16 protein-coding genes are annotated in these 18,300 nt (G+C 66.8%); 9 read left to right on the top strand and 7 right to left on the bottom strand.

Annotated elements, in window-relative coordinates; genetic code table 11:
• Nucleotides 1–248: 248 nt before the first annotated feature.
• On the top strand, nt 249–1,304 hold the full coding sequence (locus AC1DK9_RS00750; RefSeq protein WP_476914708.1) for a S66 family peptidase: 1,056 nt from the start codon (nt 249–251) through the stop codon (nt 1,302–1,304).
• On the opposite strand, the gene AC1DK9_RS00745 is transcribed toward AC1DK9_RS00750, so the two are convergent.
• On the bottom strand, nt 1,301–1,864 hold the full coding sequence (locus AC1DK9_RS00745; protein WP_476914707.1) for a hypothetical protein: 564 nt from the start codon (nt 1,862–1,864) through the stop codon (nt 1,301–1,303). The genes AC1DK9_RS00750 and AC1DK9_RS00745 overlap by 4 nt on opposite strands.
• Before the next feature lie 20 nt (nt 1,865–1,884).
• On the bottom strand, nt 1,885–2,922 hold the full coding sequence (gene soxR / locus AC1DK9_RS00740; RefSeq protein ID WP_476914706.1) for a redox-sensitive transcriptional activator SoxR: 1,038 nt from the start codon (nt 2,920–2,922) through the stop codon (nt 1,885–1,887).
• A gap of 387 nt (nt 2,923–3,309) precedes the next feature.
• Between soxR and AC1DK9_RS00735 the strand changes: the two genes are divergently transcribed.
• The 6 genes from AC1DK9_RS00735 to AC1DK9_RS00710 all read left to right on the top strand — a co-directional run bounded on the left by AC1DK9_RS00735 (nt 3,310) and on the right by AC1DK9_RS00710 (nt 6,986).
• Complete coding sequence (locus tag AC1DK9_RS00735; RefSeq protein ID WP_476914705.1) at nt 3,310–3,645, top strand: hypothetical protein; 336 nt, start codon at nt 3,310–3,312, stop codon at nt 3,643–3,645.
• Nucleotides 3,646–3,659: 14 nt separating this feature from the next.
• Nucleotides 3,660–4,268 (top strand): alpha/beta fold hydrolase, encoded by a 609-nt coding sequence (locus AC1DK9_RS00730; RefSeq protein ID WP_476914704.1) that lies wholly within the window; start codon nt 3,660–3,662, stop codon nt 4,266–4,268.
• Nucleotides 4,269–4,375: 107 nt separating this feature from the next.
• The gene (locus tag AC1DK9_RS00725) at nt 4,376–4,813 is read left to right on the top strand and encodes a VOC family protein (RefSeq protein WP_476914703.1); all 438 of its coding nucleotides are present in this window, start codon (nt 4,376–4,378) and stop codon (nt 4,811–4,813) included.
• A gap of 43 nt (nt 4,814–4,856) precedes the next feature.
• Nucleotides 4,857–5,252: a VOC family protein gene (locus AC1DK9_RS00720; RefSeq protein ID WP_476914702.1), complete on the top strand. Its 396-nt coding sequence runs from the start codon at nt 4,857–4,859 to the stop codon at nt 5,250–5,252.
• Between the two features lie 72 nt (nt 5,253–5,324).
• Entirely contained in the window at nt 5,325–6,161 is an 837-nt protein-coding gene (locus AC1DK9_RS00715; RefSeq protein ID WP_476914701.1) for an MBL fold metallo-hydrolase, read from the top strand.
• A 66-nt stretch (nt 6,162–6,227) separates the two neighbouring features.
• Nucleotides 6,228–6,986, top strand: coding sequence for a YcnI family copper-binding membrane protein (locus AC1DK9_RS00710; protein ID WP_476914700.1), 759 nt, complete (start codon nt 6,228–6,230; stop codon nt 6,984–6,986).
• A 5-nt stretch (nt 6,987–6,991) separates the two neighbouring features.
• On the opposite strand, the gene AC1DK9_RS00705 is transcribed toward AC1DK9_RS00710, so the two are convergent.
• The 4 genes from AC1DK9_RS00705 to AC1DK9_RS00690 form a co-directional block, all read right to left on the bottom strand.
• A complete protein-coding gene (locus tag AC1DK9_RS00705; RefSeq protein ID WP_476914699.1) occupies nt 6,992–8,743 on the bottom strand; it encodes a copper resistance protein CopC in 1,752 nt (583 codons plus the stop codon).
• 94 nt (nt 8,744–8,837) lie between these two features.
• A complete protein-coding gene (locus AC1DK9_RS00700) occupies nt 8,838–14,357 on the bottom strand; it encodes an Ig-like domain-containing protein (RefSeq protein ID WP_476914698.1) in 5,520 nt (1,839 codons plus the stop codon).
• 639 nt (nt 14,358–14,996) lie between these two features.
• A complete protein-coding gene (locus AC1DK9_RS00695; protein WP_476862045.1) occupies nt 14,997–15,917 on the bottom strand; it encodes a 2-hydroxyacid dehydrogenase in 921 nt (306 codons plus the stop codon).
• Between the two features lie 73 nt (nt 15,918–15,990).
• Nucleotides 15,991–16,152, bottom strand: a complete 162-nt coding sequence (locus AC1DK9_RS00690) for a hypothetical protein (protein WP_175322402.1) — start codon at nt 16,150–16,152, stop codon at nt 15,991–15,993.
• Between the two features lie 173 nt (nt 16,153–16,325).
• Between AC1DK9_RS00690 and AC1DK9_RS00685 the strand changes: the two genes are divergently transcribed.
• Together AC1DK9_RS00685 and AC1DK9_RS00680 are read left to right on the top strand one after the other, a co-directional pair.
• Complete coding sequence (locus AC1DK9_RS00685) at nt 16,326–17,162, top strand: alpha/beta fold hydrolase (protein WP_476862044.1); 837 nt, start codon at nt 16,326–16,328, stop codon at nt 17,160–17,162.
• Between the two features lie 308 nt (nt 17,163–17,470).
• Nucleotides 17,471–17,947, top strand: a complete 477-nt coding sequence (locus AC1DK9_RS00680) for a hypothetical protein (protein ID WP_476862043.1) — start codon at nt 17,471–17,473, stop codon at nt 17,945–17,947.
• A gap of 75 nt (nt 17,948–18,022) precedes the next feature.
• Here the strand turns inward: AC1DK9_RS00680 and AC1DK9_RS00675 are convergent, their stop codons facing one another.
• Nucleotides 18,023–18,298, bottom strand: coding sequence for a hypothetical protein (locus AC1DK9_RS00675; RefSeq protein ID WP_476862042.1), 276 nt, complete (start codon nt 18,296–18,298; stop codon nt 18,023–18,025).
• Nucleotides 18,299–18,300 lie beyond the last annotated feature (2 nt).

Below are 18,300 nucleotides of genomic sequence, written 5' to 3'. Positions count from 1 at the left end.
GCTGAAGTCGAGGGGCGCCCTTGGGGTAAGCGAGGTAAGACCTGGTGTCTGCGACCCGTGCAGCAGGACATCACTGGTTGCGACAAGTCTGGCAAGTTGAGTCCAGGTCTTGCCACCTTTGGCCGGAGCGGGCACGTGCCAGGTGAATGCATCCACGCGACAAACGCTAGCAGCGCCGCGACCGCGGACACCGTCACGGACCGGCGTGGAAGCCAGGAGATGGGATGACCGACTGCTCTCATGAGCTGATGACGTCACAGAACCTGACTGCCCCTGCGAAGGCCCGCCCCGGCGATCGGGTCGCGATCCTCTCTCCAGCTTTTGCGGCACCGGCAGTCTCCGAGGCGGTCCACGAGCAGGCTATGCGGCGGCTGACGGAATCCACGGGGCTGATTCCAGTGGAGTACGCGACTACGCGGCAACTCGGTGCAAGCGCCCAAGCACGGGCTGCCGACATCACGGCCGCCTTCGCCGATCCAACGATCCGGGCCGTTCTTGCGACGATTGGGGGCAATGACCAGATCACGGTCATCAAGCACATCGACGCCGGTGTCGTCGCCGACAACCCGAAGCCGTTCCTTGGCTACAGCGACAACACGAACCTGCACAACTTCCTGTGGGGTCTCGGGATCCCCAGCTACTACGGCGGCTCCACGCAGGTGCACCTTGGAGCAGGTCCGCACGTGGACAGCGTGCACCTTCTCTCGCTTCGCGCCGCACTCATCGACGGCGGAACCATCGAGTTGTCTGATCCCGGAGAGTCAGAAGACTACGGCGTCGCTTGGACAGACCCTCGCGCCCTGACCCAGTTCGGCGTCCGCGAGGCGACGGAACCGTGGACCTGGTCCGGTCCGCAGACGGTTGTGGAAGGACGGTCGTGGGGCGGCTGTCTCGAGGTGATCGACCAAATTGCGATGGCTGACCGGATGCCGGCCGTTGGCGACCTCGAAGGGGCGATCCTCCTCTTCGAGACAAGCGAGGTGCTGCCGGCCGCGGACGACGTCAAGAGATGGGTACGGGCCCTGGGCGAGCGGGGAATCCTTGAAGCCGCCGCCGGCGTACTCGTCGCCCGTCCACCCGTCAGCCAACTGGGCGCACCAGTTCCGGCACCCGACGAACGAGCCCGCCTGCGGACGGAACAGCGCGAGGTAATCATCGAGCAGGTCAGCGCGTACAACCCGGACGCCGTCGTCTGCGTCGGAGTTCCCTTCGGCCATACCCGGCCCCAGTGGATCCTTCCCCACGGTGGACTCATCCGCCTCGACGGAACCACCAAAACACTCACCGCTGACTACGGCATCTAACGGGGGTTTATGGTCACGGAGTCGGCGCCGCACGTGAGCCGTAGGCGCGCGTTTGTGGCTAGAAGCCGACAATCCCGGTCCTTGACCCGAGGGAACCCAGCCAGTTCATCAGCGGAACCGTGCCTGACGTAGTGGAACTCGTCGTACTTGGTAAAGATCTCCACGACGTCGCCGTCGAACCCGTCCTGGGTTACGAGTACGGATTGACCGGTGGGGGCCTCCAGTTCAACGTCGTCGCCGATTCCAGCGGCGCCAAAATAGGCGGCAAGCACGACCGCTGCAAGGTAAGGCGCCGCCAGGGTGGAGCCGGCGCACGCTGTCCATCCCACGCTTCGCCGGATCCACCGCTGGCGGATGCGGCCGATCAGCGCGGGGACCAGCAGAAACGCGCCCACGGCGCCTCCGAGCAGACTGAGCAGCTGAATCCATCCGGTAATCGCAGACCCGGAAACACCCCGGTGAAAGAAGACGACTTGCCGGCCGTAGGCGTCTGAGGCAGGTGCGCCCCAAATGGCCGTCGCCCACCAGAAGGCGAAAACGGCTGTGGCAACAAGCGCCACGCCCCAGCCTTCACGCCGCGTCATTGATCGCCCGCTCCCACGGCTCCCCCACGCAAGGACATCGCCGAGAGACGGACGCGTTCCAAGCGCGCGCCGAAGCCTGCCGGCACTTCAGCCGGCAATGCGTCGATCGGAAACCATCGGACGTCCTCACTTTCATCGCTCACCGAGATCTCGGCATCCGGGGCGATCACGGCAGCGAAGCCCACGTCCCAATGGGCAGCACACGAGAACCCCGAATTCAGATCGTGCCGATCAAGATCCATGATTGCGGGAGAGAGCAGGACAAGTTCGGCTATTCCTGACTCCTCGCGAGTCTCTCTCTGGGCGGTTTCCGCCACCGATGCGTCCGTCGACTCGATGTGGCCGCCGAACTGCACCCAGAACTGCCCCTTGCGATGGAATGACAAGAGAACTTGGTCGAAGGCGGGAGAAAATACGAAGCAGGACCCCGTGACATGCTCTGGGCCGCCATTTCGACGCAGCGCCGCTTCCCCGGCTGCGTTCAGGAACCGCAGATATGCGTCCCGCGGTTCCGATTCAGGAAGGGCGCTCAGGCTAGTGTGCAGGTCCTCGAGCGGCAACCTGGGGCCGGCCCCTGCTTCGCTGGCCCTGCGGGACCAGCGGGATCCGCTTCCTTCGCCGGCAGCCGTGTCCCCGGGATTCACCAAGGAGCACCGCTGCAGGGAGAGGCAACCACAGCCGATGCAACTCTCCAGGGAAGTTTCCAGTACGCGTAGTTCACGGATCCGCCGCTCTACTAGTTGAGCCCACTCGCGGCTTATCTCTGACCAGTCAGCCTGGCTTGGGGCCTTGTCCCGGGGAAGCCTGTCCAACACTGTTTTGATCTGTTCGATTGACAGTCCCACCCGTTGACCGGCCGCAACCAGAGCCAGCCGTCGAAGAGTCATTCTCTTGTAGCGCCGTTGGTTGCCGCTGGTCCGCTGGGAGTACACCAACCCGCGTTCGTCGTAGTAGCGCAGCGTGGGCACGGTAATGCCGGCGCGGGAGGCTATCTCGCCCACAGACATCAGGGAATCAGGGGTGGTTTGCGGCATTCGGGCAGTATGCCACAGCGACGGATTTGACCTCAAGTCAACTTGAGGTTGTTGAGTTGGTCTTGGCAAATACCCCTCAGGAAGAAAAGCAGGCCAATGAGAAATCCCCTTCAGAATCGTTCCAGGACGTCAACGCCGGGCGAGCCGACCCGCCTCGAGGAAACACACCGGCGTCACCTGCGGCCGTGGGAAACGAAGGCGCTCGACGCGGCCTTGTCGTCCATCGCGCGCATTCGGTAGCGGCTGCCCCAGGGCTTGCGCCGGCGGCGTCACCCCGACGCCGCCGGCGCTGGAGCAGCTTGGCCTGTGCTTCAAGATTCCAACGGTGCATCGACCGTTCCGTCGGAGTCTCCGGGCTTGGTCCGGCGGTGCTGTACAGTCCGGGCTATGCAAGCAATCGTCAGGGAGCGCACGCAAGTAACCAGTGCCGCCGGGAATCTCGAGGCCCTGATTCACTATCTTCCTTCGGCAATTCCCCAGCCGGGACTGGTCTTGGTGGACGGTTCGGGAGACGGCACGGCGGATGGCTGGGGTGGTGCGGTTGACCTCCTGGTCAGGTGCGGCGCTGTGGTCCTCACGCATGACAAGCCTGGATGCGGAAACTCGATGGGCGACTGGAGGAATCAATCCCTGACCGACCGGGCGGAAGAGTCTCTTGCAGCGGCGACGCTGCTTAGGTCCACCCGGCTGTGGCCGGCATGGCGTGCGGCCTTTACGGCGTGAGTCAAGGCGGTTGGGTGGCTTTGATCGCCGCAGCCCTCGACAGCAGGATCCAGTTCGTTATCTCGAACTCAGGACCAGGGGTGTCGCCGGCACGGCAGGACCGATTCAGAATCTTGAACGACCTCCGGCAGGACGGCCAAGACGAAACTGCCCTCGCGGAGGCCGGCCTGTGGCTCGATGAACGTACAAACCTTTTGCTCTCCGGGCAGGTCCTCGAGGAGGTCCTGAGCTACCAGGAAAGTTTTAGCGACAGGCCTTGGTACGAAATCGCGACAAAATACTTCGACACGGTCGCGATGCTGGGCTTCCTCCGGAGGGTTCTCGACTTTGACCCGGCGGTGATCCTGCCCGAGGTCCCGTGTCCGGTCCTGGCCCTGCTGGGAGCATCCGATCCCTTGGTTCCGGTTCCTGAAAGCGTGGCAGCCTTCTCCTCGCTCCTCCCGCCACTACCGGGCAATCCACACGGCATAGCCGTGTTTCCAGGCGCGGGGCACGGCCTGTTCACGGAAGCTCCAGATCCAAGCAAGGACAGAGCCTCGCAACTGGCACCGGGTTTCATCCCCATGGTCGAAGCCTTCATTGGCAGACATGCGTTCTCCACCGACCCCGGCATGCTGAACTGACGCGAAGGAAACCCGGCGCCGTTCAGTTGCCCCCGGTCGGCCCGGACGCCCGACGGCCCGCCGGTCGCCTCTGGAACTGCGCGTGTCCGGCTCGGTAGCGTGTGCGCATGAGCATCAAACTGGAGAACGTCGGCATCGCCGTGCGTGACCTCGAGGCAGCGATCGCATTCTTCACCGATCTCGGCCTCGCGGTGATCGGCCGTGACACCGTCAGCGGCGAGTGGACGGACACCGCCGTCGGCCTGGACGGAAATCACGCAAACATCGCCATGCTGCAAACGCCGGACGGCCTCGGCCGCCTCGAGCTTTTCGAGTACCTCCACCCCGAGGCGATCGAGACGGAGCCCACCCTGCCCAACGAGATCGGCATGCACAGGGTCGCGTTTTCCGTGGAGAACATCGACAAAGCCCTGGAAATCGCCGCGCGGCACGGCTGTTATCCGCTGCGCGGGGTGGCCACCTATCAGGACATCTACAAGCTCAGCTACGTCCGCGGCCCCAGCGGCATCATTGTGATGCTCGCCGAGGAGTTGAAGAAAAGCTGAGGACCGGCCGCGCGCCGGGCTGACCCGGGTGTAGCTTGGCCAGATGCTGAGCATAGGTTCGATCGTCATCAGGGTGGACAACCTGGAGCGGCAGATGCGGTTCTGGCAGGCGGCGCTCGGCTATGTGCCGCGGCACGAGGCAAGCGGCGACTTTGTCATCCTGCAGCCACCGGACGGCGCGGGCACCTGCATTTCGCTGGACCGCGTCCCGGCAGCGCTTCAGATCCCGCCGCGCCTGCACCTCGACCTCTACGCCAGTGACCAGGCTGCCGAAGTGGAGCGGCTCCTCGCGCTCGGTGCCACCCGGGTGCACTGGGACAAACAGCCGGCGGACGCGGACTACGTCATCCTGGCCGACCCGGAAGGCAACCGGTTCTGCGTGGTGGACACCGCCGGGCCAGGAAATTCTCCCGCCCCGGGTGAAAAAACGACGCCGTAGTCCTTGCGCTCCACCACCGCCCGGGAATACCGTCTCGGCAGGCACTACCAACCACGAGGGGGAGGGCACGTCGTGCTGAAGCAAGTCGCAGAGGGCGTTCTGGTCCATGAGAGCAAAATCCTGCAGAGCAACTGCGTCATCGTTCAAGGACAGGCCGGCGCGCTGCTCATTGACCCCGGCATAACAACGGGCGAAATGGCGGCACTCGCGGATGAGCTTCGTGAATTGGCCCAGCCCGTCGTGGCGGGCTTTTCGACCCATCCTCATTGGGACCACGTCCTCTGGCACGCGGACTTCGGCGACGCGCCCCGTTACGCCACAGCCCGCTGCGCGGCACCGATCCAGGAACTGCTGTCGCAGCCGGACTGGCAAGCCCGCGTAGCCGGAGTGCTTCCGCCGGACTTCGCCGAGGAGATCCCGCTGGATCTCCTCGGCCTCATCACCGCGCTGCCCACCGGCACCACGCAGATCCCCTGGGATGGCCCCGCAGTCCGGATCCTCGAGCATCAGGCCCATGCCGCGGGCCACGCGGCACTGCTGATCGAGGAGCGCGGCGTCCTGGTCGCCGGCGATATGCTGTCCGACATCCTGATTCCGTTCCTCGATCTGAAGGCCGCGGATCCGGTCGAGGACTATCTCGCCGCGCTGCGGCTTTTCGACGGCGTGGCCGACGACGTCCTCGTCGTCGTCCCGGGACATGGCTCGGTCAGCGGAGCCGGGCAGCTGCGGACGCGAATCGACCAGGACCGCGCGTACGTGGAGGCCCTGCGGGACGGCGCTGAGCCGGACGACCCGAGGCTCGGTCCGGCGGCTCCGCTGGACTGGCTGACCGACGTGCACCAAGGCCAGCACCAGCAGCTCCCCCAAAGAGTGCAGCACGGGACGCCAGGTTCCGGTCGCCGCGACTAGCCCTTACCTCCCCTTTGCCGGCCGCGCCCGCGGCCCTTGGTGTACCGCTTCTTGAAAGGCATCGACATGAAAACCCCGATCCGTGGAACCATCAAGACCGTCGCTACAGCCTCCGCGACAGCAGGGATCATACTTCTGGGCGCCACCGCCGCCTCCGCCCACGTCAGCGTGAACCCTGACGACACCGGCGCCAATGGCTACGCGCACCTGACGTTCAACGTTCCGAATGAATCCAAGACCGCGAGGACCAGCAAACTTGAGGTCAAGCTGCCCACGGACACCCCCTTCACTTCGGTTTCGGTCAAACCTGTCGAGGGCTGGAGTGCCCAGGTCATCACCGGCGACCTGCCCAAGCCGGTCACCGTGTCCGGGACGACCGTCACCAAGGCCCCGACCTCCGTGGTCTGGACCGCCGACGCAACGCACCAGCTGGGAAAGAACGAATATCAGGCGTTTTCACTCTCCGTCGGCAGGCTCCCCGCGGCGGGCACGACCGTCACCTTGAAGGCAGCCCAGACCCTCACCGACGGGACCGTCGTGAACTGGGACGAGGAAAGCGCCGAGGGCCAGCCCGAACCCGAACACCCGGCGCCGTCCTTCACCACCACCGCCGAAGACGGAACCGCAGCCGCCGCTCCGGCCGCAACGGCTCCTGCTGCCGGGTCCCAAGCTGGCGCGCCCCAGGCCACCGCCAGCCGGGCCGCAGAGACTGCCGGCGACGGGGCCTCGGTGTGGGGGCTTGTCCTGGGCGCCGCCGGATTCGTGCTCGGTGCAGCCGCCCTAGCACTCGTCCTGACAGGTCGCGGCCGCACGGCAGCTAAGTAGCCAGCTCAGCGCACCACCACATCTACGACGGCGGCGGGCTGTTCCAGCTCGTTCACCCGGACGGCGGCGGTGATTTTCCACTGCCCCGCTGCGGGCAGTACGACCTCCGCCCGGTAGCTCCCCGGCGTCTCCCCGGGCTCGACTTTGGCGGCCACCGGTCCGAGGCTCAGGTTCGGCTCGGCCAGGCTGACCTGCGGCAGGGCAAGCGGCACGATCGGGGCGCCCCCGGCGTCGGTGAGCCTGAAGGTAATGACATTGACTCCCACCGTTCCGGGGCTGAACCGGCCGGTCAGGTGGCCGGTTCCGAGCTCGGCGAGCACCGGTGTCCCGGCCGGAGCGGCGACCCCCGCCGCTGCCGGAACGGGTGCAGCGGCCGTTTCGACCTCGCGGGGATTCTGCAGCGTTAGAGCCGAGGTGAGGCCAAGGACCACCACCACCCCGGCGGCCTCCAGCCGGACGGCAAGTGCCAGCCGGCGCCAGGCGTTCCCCGTAGTGCCTTCGCGGGCCACGCGAGGGACGAGCCCGAACCGGTTCCATGCCGCCAGGCCGCCGATCACCGCCACCAGACCAAGCTTGGCCAACAGCAGCAGTCCATAGGAGGTTCCGACGAGCGCCGTCACCGAGCCGACGATCACCACGCCGAGGATGGTCCCGGTGACGCCCAATAGGACAACGAGGCCACCGGCCAGCGTGGAGAACCTGCCCAGGACCAGGGAAGCTTCGGCCGGATCGCCGTCCCGCCGTCGGGCGCGGACAAGGTGCAGCACCAGGCCCACGAGACCGCCCAACCAGACCGCTGCTGTGGCGGCGTGGACCAGGTCGGCGCCCATCACCAGCCAGCTAGGTCCGAAGGTCTGGGTGTGGCCGACGGGCAGCACCGAGGCCAGTGCGGTCACGGCGCCCACCGTCCCCGTCCAGAAGCCCGCCCGGCGCGGCAACCGTACCCGGAGGAGCATCAGCGCAACCCCTGAAGCGGCGAGGACGAGGGTCAGCGCCGGCCCTCCGGACCATCCCGTGCTGATGACCGCAGGATCGAATAGCGCGCCGAGGCCCAGCCCCCGCTCCCGCACCTCAGTGAGAGGCACCAAGATGACGTACGCGCTCACGGCGACGGCGGCGGCTATCCTGGACAGCCGACGCCCTGACCCGCTGGAGCGGGCGACAAACAGGTCAAAGACCGTGAGGCCCACCAGAGAGAACAAGCCGACGTAGCCGAAAGCGGTGAGCACCCCGTAGAGGACGTCCACGGGTCCGGCGTCGTGCTCTGCAATTGCCGGGACCTGTCCGCCGGCCCGGCCCACAGAGAAGGACAGCATCCCGGACTCGGGGTGGGAGTCGTCGGAAACCACCCGCCAGCCGAGCACGTAGCTGCCCTCCCCAAGGTCCGGCGGCAGGCTAACCCGGACAACCGCGTCCACCGCTTCGGCCGGAACAGTGCGGTGGCCGCCGCTGCCGTCGTAGAGCTGGAAGCCGTCCGGGACCAGGAAGACCGGTTCGCCGAAAACGAATTCAACCGAGCCGGGCGCAGCGGCCAGCACCGCGCCCTCGGCCGGCGTCGTGGACAACAGCTCAGCGTGCGCCCAGGCCGGGACCGGAGGCAGCACCAGCACCAGGGCCAGCACGGCGAGCAGCAGCCGGGCGAGCCGGAGGCCCAGCGGTCCCCGGCCGCGGGTTCCCCGGCGCAGGTTTCCCTGGCCCTGGTTTCCCCGGTGCAGGAATCCCCGCCCCCGGAGCCCCTGGCGCGTTCCTGTCGACACGATCGTCTCCTTGTCCTGCATGGCAGTGGCGTGAAAAGCCGAGCGCACCCCCGCCCGGCTCTGGATGCCGGGCGGCGGTGCGCTGCGGGTGGTGCTATTTACCGGTTATGAAGGTCCAGGAAACGGGGGCCAGCTGGTTGCCGGCACCGTCCTTGATCCCGCTGCTGAGCGTTACGGTATACCTCGTATTGGCCAGCAGCGTGCTGGTCGGGTTAAGTGTTGCAACCCTCCTGGCACTCGAGTAGCTGACGGCTGCGGGGACCGGAGCGCCAGTCGTCGTCCGCTTGATGGTGAACTTCCCCCTCGCCATGGCCGGACTCTGCAACCCGATGACCGCCTTGTTGAAGGCCACCGTGACATTCGCCGTCCGGCTGACCCTGGCCGCATTGACCCCCGGGGTGCGGGCAATGAGGGCCGGTGCGGCACCGGTGGTGAAGGTCCACGACTTGCTAACCAGCGGGTTTCCGGCCAGGTCCTTGACTCCGCTGCTCAGGGTCAAGGTGTAGGTGCGGTTACTGGCCAGCGGTGCGTCCGGGACCAGCGTCACGACCCGTGTGGCGGCGTCGTACGTCACCTTCGAGGCGATGGTCGCAAACCCCAGCCTCAGGGTGTAGTTGGACGTGCTGGCGGCGCTGGTGGGCAGGCCGGTCACGGGCTCGCTGAACGTTGCACGCAGCGGGGTCCGTGCGGTGGCCGTGCCCAGTCCGACGCCGGTGGCTCCGGCGGCGGGATTGGTGGAGGTGACCGTCGGGCGGGGTCCGGTAATGAAGTCCCAGCTCGTCGCGGCCAGCGATCCGCCCGACACGCTCTTGATGTCCGTGGTCAAGGAGAGCGTGTAGGTCTTGTCAGCGGCCAGCGCCGACGTCGGGACGAGGGTGGCCGTCCGTGACGCCGCGCTGTAGCTCACCGACGCCGGAACCGACGTGGCGCCCTGCTTCAACGTGAACGACGTGTTGCTGACGCCGGTGACAGCCTCGCTGAACGTGACGGTCGGCCGGACATTGCTCGCCACCGCAGTCGCCCCTGGTGCGGGGTTCTGCGCGGTCACTCTCGGCGTCGACGACGCGGTGAGCACCGGTGCGGACACCGTGTTCCCGGCCGCGTTCCACGCCGTGACCCGGTAGGCGTACTGCCCGGTCCCGGCGGTCTTGTCCGTGTAGGTGGTCACGTTCGCCAGGGTGGTGGCGATCTGGGCGTAGGTGCCGGCCCTGCCGTTGACCAGCGGCGCCCGCTCGATCTTGTAGCCGATCTCGTTCTTCGGGTTACCCCAGGTCGTGGGATCGTTGATCGAAATCGGGGTCCCGTCGGTCCAGCTCAGCAGCACATCACTCGTGGGTCGAGTGAAGCTCAACACCGACGCGTCCGGCAGCGTGCGGGGCGCGCTGACCGAGATGGGCCGCATCATGTCCATCTCCTCGTGGCTGAGAATGTGGCAGTGCCACACGTACTCCCAGCCGAAGTTGGTCATCTCGTTGCTGATCGGGTCGATCGGGTCACCGTTGGTGTCGGTGTTGTTGAACCCGGCTTCGGATCCGTTCGGGCCGGTGGTAGAGCCCTTGGCGCCCAGCGGCATCATCGGGTTGAGCGGCCGGTTGCTGTCCGGGATGGCGAACGGGAGTTTCGGCAGGATGGGCCGAACCGCCACGATCGTGTCCTCCAGCGGGCTGACCCGCACGGTGTCCTTCCAGCCCAGTTCTGTCGGTTCGGGCGGGATGATGATGTTGTCCCAGGTGACCCTGTTCAACACCTGCACGTCGTTGAGGTGGAAGTGCAGCGGATGGGTGTCCACGCCGTTGTGGGTGATCTTCCAGATCTGTGTGCCGTCGGCGGCTGTGGAAATCGGCGTCACGTCGAGGCTGTTCGTCCCCTTGGTGCCGTCGAGTTTCTCCGTCGCGGGATTGACGAAGGGATACAGAATGACGTTTTGGAGCAGCGGCGTTGCTCCGGGGGCCTCCAATCCGATGTTGCCGCTCATCCGTCCCCATTCGTCGAAGTTCGCCGAGTTCATCTCATCGTGGACGCTCTTGCCCTCGATAGGAATGCTGAGCTGGTTGCCCGCTAGGGTGTCGAACTTGAATTTGTCTCCTCCTTGCTCGGCGATCCGGGCGAAGCCGTCGCACTTGGCGGCGGGGGTGATCGCCGCGTTGCAGGCACCGCTGCCGACGAAGCTCTTCCCGTAGGCCTGGTTGTATGCGGCCTGGCCAACCACGATCGGGTTCTGGCTCGATTCGAAGACCCCGGCAGGCTTGCCGGCGGCGTCGGTGTGGTGGTCGAACGCGGCCATCAGCTTGCCCATCTGGTCAGCCGTGGTGTTCGGCCGGTCGAAGGCCAGCGCCGGTGCGGCGGTGGAAACCTTGACCTGCATGACGGACCGGGTGTCGGGTCCGTAGCCGGGCAGCGTAGTAGGAGCGCCGGCCGGGGACATGTCCGGTCCGTTGGTGTAGTAGTCGTAGCCGGGGATCCGGCCGGGGAACGCCGCCGGAGCGTCGTTGTAGAGGATCAGCGTCTTGCCCCGGTAGGCGGAGAAGTCGACGATCACGTCGGCGCGTTCGGCCGGTGCCAGCAGCAGCGAGTGCTGGTCGACGTTGCCGACGTCGAACCGGGTCGGGTCGGTGATCCACGTCGTCTCGTGGGCGGGGACCACGGCCGGGGTCGGCAGGAAGCCGCCCTCGTTGCCGATCTGGATCCAGTCAGGGCCCTTGGGGCTCTTCGTGGTGTCCGGCGTCGGCGTGACCACCGGATCCGTCTGCGCCATGGAGACCTCGCTGGCCTTCAGCGCCACCTCGGTGCCCGTGGCGGGATCGGCCACGTACCAGGAAAGGTTCCAGAACCGGTCGTCAGAGCCGTTGAGGATCCGGAACCGGTAGGTCTTCGGGTCCAGGGTCTTGGTCGGGTAGGCGGTGCCGTTGACGACAGGGGTGTCGTGGAAGGCTTCCATCCCGACCGAGTTGTTGGGTGTGGACGGGATCAGGGCCGGCTCGCAGAAGTCGGCGGTGTTCGGGTCGCAGTTGGGGTCGTAGTAGGGGTTGGCCATGGGCGGGTACTTGGCGTCCTTGGCCGGCGGCCAGAACCACGGTCCGTAGAACCAGCGGCCGAATGCGCTCATCCCGCTGGGGTCGCCGGGGTTCTGGGCGGGCATGTAGACGTGCGGCTGCCAGAGGTTGCCCTCGCCGCCCCACTTCTTCGCGTCCCATGTCGGGTCGAGCTGGGCCATCCGCTTCGCGCTGGGCACGAAGGTCTTGTCCTGGATGGTGAGCTGGGTGCCCATGCCGAGGCCTTCGAGGGCGCCGCCGGGAGCCATCAACTTCTTCTCGGCGTCGTCGGTGATCATGTAGCCGGCTTCCTCGCCGGCGTAGACGTTGAGTCGCGTGATGCCCCAGGCGTGGTCGTGGTAGAACATCATCCGGGCGCTCTGCTGGTTGGTGTAGAAGAACGTTTCCGCACCGGGGCCGGGATCCGGCATGTCCGGGACGTTGCTGACGCTGACACCCTTCGGGTATGCGGTGTTCTCACCGGTCGGGGTGACCCACTGGTGCGGCGTGCCATCGCTGATCCAGGGTGTGATGCCGCCGTGCAGGTGCAGGGTGGCGCGGTTCTCCGAGTAGCAGGTGGTCGGCTTCGGCGTCTGCCCGCACATCGGGTTGCGCACGCCGTCGAGGACGCTCTTCTCGTCCTTCGCCATGTCCATCGGGATCTTGGTCTTGGGGTCGAGCGTCATCATCTTGGGGCCGGCACCCGCACCCATCACCGTGGTGTCCACCGGGAGGAACAGGTCGCCGTCCGTGCCCGTGGGCAGCAGATTACGGAACAGCACCCGGACGGGCCGGTTCTTCGTGGCGACGATGGTCGGGCCAAGGTAATGCGGCCCGTCGACGCCAGTGAAGTTGATCGGGGTATCCGGCAGTGCCGGGTCAAGGTTGGCGTTGCCGAGGGCGACCTTCTTGCCCGGGACGACGCTGGTGGAGAGCTGGACGTAGCCGCGGAGCAGGGTGGCCGGCAGGTCGCGGTGGAACTTCATCCGGTACTGCACAACGGCGATCTCGTAGTAGTCCGTGCCGGGGTAGGTGGTGGTGTCGGGCACCGCGACCGGGATGTACTGGCCCAGGTCGTTGGCGTTGGCTTCTCCCTCCCCTGGCAGGGTGTCGACGAACTTCTTGATTCCGGGGGTGAGGTAGCCGGCGCCGGGGCTGGTGACCACAATGTCGGTGACCGAGCCCTTGACCGCTACCTTCGCGGTGGCGCTCGCGCCCTTGTCCGGTGTTCCCACCGTGTCGGCAATCGTCACGGTGGGTGCTGAGTCGTAGCCCGCGCCGCCGTCGGTGACGTCGATCCGGGTAATGCCGATGGTGGCCTCAACCTTGGCCTCGAGTTCGGGAGCGTTCTTGCTGGCGTCGCTGATGATCACGGTCGGGGCGGAGGTGTAGCCGCTGCCTCCGTTCGCAATCTCGACGCCGGTGACGACGCCGTTAGCGTCCATCGTCGCTTTGCCGGTGGCCTGCTCGCCGTCGGCGAGGTCAGGCTTGGAGATCTCCACCAGCGGCTGGGCCTGGTAGCCCTTGCCGCCGTCGTTCAGCTTCAGGTTGTCGACCGTCCCGCTGGCAAGGGCGTGGGCCTCCGAGCCCGCGGTGGGGTTGCCTCCCGTCAGGGTCACGGCCGGCTTGGAGAATCCGTAACCGGTCTCGTTGACGTCGATGCTGGTGATGACGCCGGTAGCGATCTTGGCGGTGGCCTTCGCCACCGCCGTGGGGGTGACTCCGGCGGTGGTGATTTCCACCGTAGGCGGGACCGCGTAGCCGGCACCCGGGCTGGTGACGGTGACTCCGGAGATGGCTCCGGTCTTCGGGTCTACCGAGGCGGTGGCTTCCGCACCCGTGCCCGGGTCGGTGATGGTCGGCGTGACGTCGGCGCCGAAGGAGTAGGTGCGGTCGTGGGAGAAGTCAGGGTAGTTGGAGGCTCCGAGCTTGACCGTGCTGTCCTTGGCCGGCGCCACGTTGGTGGTCATCGTCGGGTCACCGCTTGCCGGCGTGCTCAGGGCGTCGCCGTTGGCGGGGACTTCGGTGTCGACCGGCACCCCCTGGCCGTAGAAGCCGATGACGTCGTCCTTCTGCACTGCCACCGGCGGCACGGCGTAGGTCTCGACCTCGCCGGTGGCAACGGTCGGCGTCGGCACCTTCAGTTCGTCACTGGCGTACACGACGGTGTACTCCCCGGCGGTGCCGGTCGGCCGCAGCACCAGCGCGTGGAAGATGTTGCCGGCCGAGGTGGTGGGGCTGCCACCGGCGGTGCCCTGGTTCCAGCTCTGGAAATCTTTGAGTGTTCCGGCGGGCAGCTTGGTGTGGTCCAGAATCACCAGCACCGGACCCATCTCACCGGTCGGCTTCGCCCAGTCGGTCGCGTACTTGCGTTCGACCAGCGGGTTGCCGTACAGGACCGGCGTGGGGGTTCCGACGCTGATTTTGACCATGGCGTCGGCTAGGGTCTGCGGGCTGTTTGCCCAGTTGGGGTAAGGGCCGAAGTAGTGCGGGACCTTCGACTCATCGGTCGCGCTCGCGGGAACCGCGGCTTGAGCCGCTTCCGGGCCGAAGATGCTGGGCGTCCCGACGAGGGGGCCCATGCTGCTGGCCAGGAGCGCGAGAGCCGCGACGGCGGCCGGTCTGGTTAGGCGACGCCTGGAAACTTGTCGTACTGGTGGACGGGCAGAGGATTGCATGATTCCCCCCAATTTTCAGTGAATGGTCTGGCTGAAGAAGCTGCCAAGCCAGAGGCTAAGGTGGGGGTTTCTCCGCGAGCGCGGGTAGAAGCTACCGGACTTCCGGCCACCTGTACCCGTGTTTGCGCAGCTTCTACGCGGACGCTGGGGCTGGCTACTCGGCCCGGACTGCCTATGCGGGGAAACGGCGGGCGCCCGCGCCGGCGCGGGACCCCTCCCGAGGAGCGGAATTCACCCACCGCCGGGGGTGTTTCTGCCATGGATTCTGGAGCGACAGCCGGCGCCGTGGGCGGCATTCACGGCCGCTGGAGGGGGCATCGACCCAGCTCGGGGCCCTGCGGCGCGGAAATTTGTGCCCATCCGTACAAACCGGGCCGCAACCACGGAGATTTGGTTGGCGAGTTTGCAGGGCGGCCCCTGGACACGGCGGGAGCGGTACCTGAGTGTCCGTGGACTGCGTTTGTGGCCGTCCCGAGGGCCCAGACGCCAAAAAGGGGGGCACCCCAGTCCGGGCTCCCTCCCCCTCAGCCGGCCCGGACCTGCCTAGCCGCCGATTACGACGTTCGCAGGCGGTTCGTCCGCGAGCATGAGCTCAATCTGGCGCTGCAGCAGCTTCCCCATCCGCGGGCGCATGGCCGAGGTGGCTCCGCCGATGTGCGGGCTGATGATGACTCCGGGGGTGGACCAGAGCGGGTGGTCCTGTGGCAGCGGCTCCGGGTCGGTGACGTCCAGGGCGGCGCGGATCCGGCCCGAGGCGGTGTGCTTGACCAGCGCCTCCGTGTCCGCGACGGGGCCGCGGGCAACGTTGACCAGCAGCGCGCCGTCGGGCATCGCCGCGAGGAAGGCGTCGTCAATGAGGTTCCGGGTGGACTCGCTCAGCGGAACGACGACGACGACGATGTCCTGGTCCGGCAGCAGGCCGTGCAGTTCATCGATGCCGTGGATCTGGCCGCGCGCGTCGGACCGGGCCTTGCTGGCCACCCGCGTGACAGAGGTTTCGAACGGCAGCAGCCGGTCCTCGATCGCCTTGCCGACGCCGCCGTAGCCAACAATCAGCACCCGCCGGTCCGCGAGGCTGGCGGTGGGGCGGCTCTCCCAGCGGCCCTCCTGCTGGTTCAGCAGCATCCGGGGAAATTCCCGCTGGCTGGCCAGGATCAGGGCCAGGGTGAGCTCGGCGGTGGATGCTTCGTGGACACCCGCGGCATTCGCCAGCACCCGGCCGGACGGCAGGAAGTCTTCCACGCCGTCGTACCCGATCGACTGGCTCTGCACCAGCTCCGTCTCCACGTTTTCCAGTCCGCGCAGAGGGGCCCACCCGCCCATGTACGGCGGCACGACGATGTCGATCCTTGGCTGCGGCGCTTCGCCGGACAGGTCCCACTCGAGGATGGTCACGTCCGGGTGGGGCGGGAGGTACTCACGCAGGGTCGCGTCCGGCAGGCTGACGGTGATCTTCTTCGGCATAGTTGCCAGCCTAGTAGGCCGGGGCGCCGGACGACGGCGGCCACCCGCCGCCGTCGCCTGGCGCCGGATGTTCCTAGCGGCCGAACAGCTTGGCGAAGAAGCCGGTCTTGGGCTCGTCGGCGTGGCCCTTGCAGCGGTCCGCGCTCTTGACGCCGCGCATGACCTGGTCAACGTGCTGGCCGCAACCGGCCCAGGTGGTCTTACCGCACTTCTTGCATGCAACCTGTCGGCACATCTGGTGTCTCCCTTAGCTCGGTCTGTGACCTCGGTGGTCTACGACCAATTTATACCCCCAGGGGTATCGGGAGCAAATTCGTGGAACACCCTGTCCGGCGGAGGCGTTAGGTTCCTACAGTGGGACCCACCACGGGACGCACGCACCGACTTCAGACCGAGAGGACCGCTTTCATGGCATACATCAAGGTTGGAACCGAGAACAGCACCGACGTCGAGCTCTACTACGAGGACCACGGGGCCGGGCAGCCGGTGGTCCTGATCCACGGCTATCCGCTGGACGGCTCGTCCTGGGAGAAGCAGACCACCGCACTCCTCGCCGCCGGGTACCGCGTCATCACCTACGACCGCCGCGGCTTCGGCCAGTCCAGCAAGCCCACCGAAGGCTACGACTATGACACCTTCGCCGCGGACCTCAACACCCTGATGACCAGCCTGGACCTCAACGACGCCGTCCTCGTCGGCTTCTCGATGGGCACCGGCGAAGTGGGCCGCTACCTGGGCAGCTACGGCTCGGCGCGGGTGGCGAAGGCGGTGTTCCTGGGCTCGCTGGAGCCCTACATCCTGCAGGCCGGGGACAACCCGGAGGGCGTCCCGCAGTCCGTGTTCGACGGGCTGATGGAGGCGGTCACGGCGGACCGCTACGCCTTCTTCACCGACTTCTTCAAGAACTTCTACAACAGCGACACTTTCCTGGGCACCCCGCGGCTCAGCGAGGAAGTCATGCGGGCCGGCTGGAACACCGCCACCGCGGGCGGCCCGACGGCGTCGGCCGCCGCACAGCCCACCTGGCTCACCGACTTCCGCGGGGACATCCCCAAGATCGACGTCCCGGCCCTGATTGTCCACGGCACCGCGGACCAGATCCTGCCGATCGACGTCACCGGCCGCCGTTTCGCCAAGGCCCTGCCCAGCGCGGAGTACGTGGAGATCGACGGCGCCCCGCACGGAATGCTTTGGACCCACGCCGCCGAGGTCAATGAGGCGCTGCTGGGGTTCCTGGCGAAGTAGCCTCCGCCGCCGCGGTTTCCGCACCGGTTCCGGACGGGGGCACCCCGGGTCCGGGGTGCCCCCGTCCGTTTCCGTGGCGCTTTTCAGAAAGCGCCGCGGGACTGGCGAAGGCGTGTCCGCAGGCGCACGATTAACGTACCGGGAGCGCCATCTGCAGCCTCGGCCTGGGCCCCCAGTTAGCACGGGCAAGCTAAATAAGTACTGGACGGCGTGCCACCGCATAGGCGGTGCCACCGCTGCGTGGTCGCGACCGGCGCACGCCGTCCGCCCCTGTAGATCCGCATCCTCCAGTAGGAGCACCAAAAGAAATGTCCGTTACTACCCCTTCAACAAAAACCCGCCCCCTGGCGGCCAGGTTCACCCTGGTCTCGGCCGTCACCTTGGGGCTTATCGGCGGCCCTGTCGCCCTCGCCGCCCCGGCCGATGCCTCGACTTCGCTTCGTGGCTGCACGGTGGAACCGTTGAGGCCCACCGAGCGCAACCACTGGGTCGATTTCCGCATCAGGGTGGACTGCAAGGACAACAAGGCCGTGCAGATCAGGCAGCTGCGCTATGAAGACGAGCGCGGTCGCAACGACGATTTCCTGGGCAGGTCCACGTTCTGGCAGTCCTTCAACCGCCCCGACGACTCGGTCACCATTCACAGCTATGACCGCGTGCCAATCCAAGGCCGCCACAACAGCGAGCAGGTGTACCAACTCGTTTCGTTCCGCGTGCGCACCGGCAAGCACTGGTCCGATTGGACCCGCTGGGAAATGAGCAAGGAGGGAACCGTCCGGCGCTGACGACTAGGCGCTGACATCGCCTCACCGGAAAGCCAAGGGAAGTCCCTTGGCTTTCCTGCGCTCGGTTACGGACGGTTAGACCTCGTCGTCCCACCCGCCGGCGTCGACGGCGTCTTCCGGCTTGTCGTCCGACGTCGGGTCGCCTGACCCGATGTAGGCCGCAGGCACGGTTCCGGCGGCCTGGGTCTGCTGTTCCTCGCGGATGTTGCCGGCGCTGCCAGGTTCGGCGTGCGGCTGTCGGGCCTCGACGGCGTCGTCGTCGCCTTGCTGCTGGCGAGCTTTCGCGGCCTCCGGGTCGCCGGGCCCGCGCAGGCCGGCGGGATCGTTGCTCGGTTCGTTCGGATCACTCATGG

This window comes from Arthrobacter sp. 01T414 (genome assembly GCF_056398965.1).
Note: the sequence above shows the minus strand (reverse complement) of the source record. Positions and strands in the feature narration are given on the sequence as shown.

What these genes read in the sequence shown, in the direction of transcription:
- AC1DK9_RS00750 (WP_476914708.1), top strand. Translation starts at nt 249, where the DNA reads ATGACGTCACAGAACCTGACTGCCCCTGCGAAGGCCCGCCCCGGCGAT.
- soxR (WP_476914706.1), bottom strand. Translation starts at nt 2,922, where the DNA reads ATGCCGCAAACCACCCCTGATTCCCTGATGTCTGTGGGCGAGATAGCC.
- AC1DK9_RS00735 (WP_476914705.1), top strand. Translation starts at nt 3,310, where the DNA reads ATGCAAGCAATCGTCAGGGAGCGCACGCAAGTAACCAGTGCCGCCGGG.
- AC1DK9_RS00725 (WP_476914703.1), top strand. Translation starts at nt 4,376, where the DNA reads ATGAGCATCAAACTGGAGAACGTCGGCATCGCCGTGCGTGACCTCGAG.
- AC1DK9_RS00720 (WP_476914702.1), top strand. Translation starts at nt 4,857, where the DNA reads ATGCTGAGCATAGGTTCGATCGTCATCAGGGTGGACAACCTGGAGCGG.
- AC1DK9_RS00710 (WP_476914700.1), top strand. Translation starts at nt 6,228, where the DNA reads ATGAAAACCCCGATCCGTGGAACCATCAAGACCGTCGCTACAGCCTCC.
- AC1DK9_RS00700 (WP_476914698.1), bottom strand. Translation starts at nt 14,357, where the DNA reads ATGGGCCCCCTCGTCGGGACGCCCAGCATCTTCGGCCCGGAAGCGGCT.
- AC1DK9_RS00695 (WP_476862045.1), bottom strand. Translation starts at nt 15,917, where the DNA reads ATGCCGAAGAAGATCACCGTCAGCCTGCCGGACGCGACCCTGCGTGAG.
- AC1DK9_RS00690 (WP_175322402.1), bottom strand. Translation starts at nt 16,152, where the DNA reads ATGTGCCGACAGGTTGCATGCAAGAAGTGCGGTAAGACCACCTGGGCC.
- AC1DK9_RS00685 (WP_476862044.1), top strand. Translation starts at nt 16,326, where the DNA reads ATGGCATACATCAAGGTTGGAACCGAGAACAGCACCGACGTCGAGCTC.
- AC1DK9_RS00680 (WP_476862043.1), top strand. Translation starts at nt 17,471, where the DNA reads ATGTCCGTTACTACCCCTTCAACAAAAACCCGCCCCCTGGCGGCCAGG.
- AC1DK9_RS00675 (WP_476862042.1), bottom strand. Translation starts at nt 18,298, where the DNA reads ATGAGTGATCCGAACGAACCGAGCAACGATCCCGCCGGCCTGCGCGGG.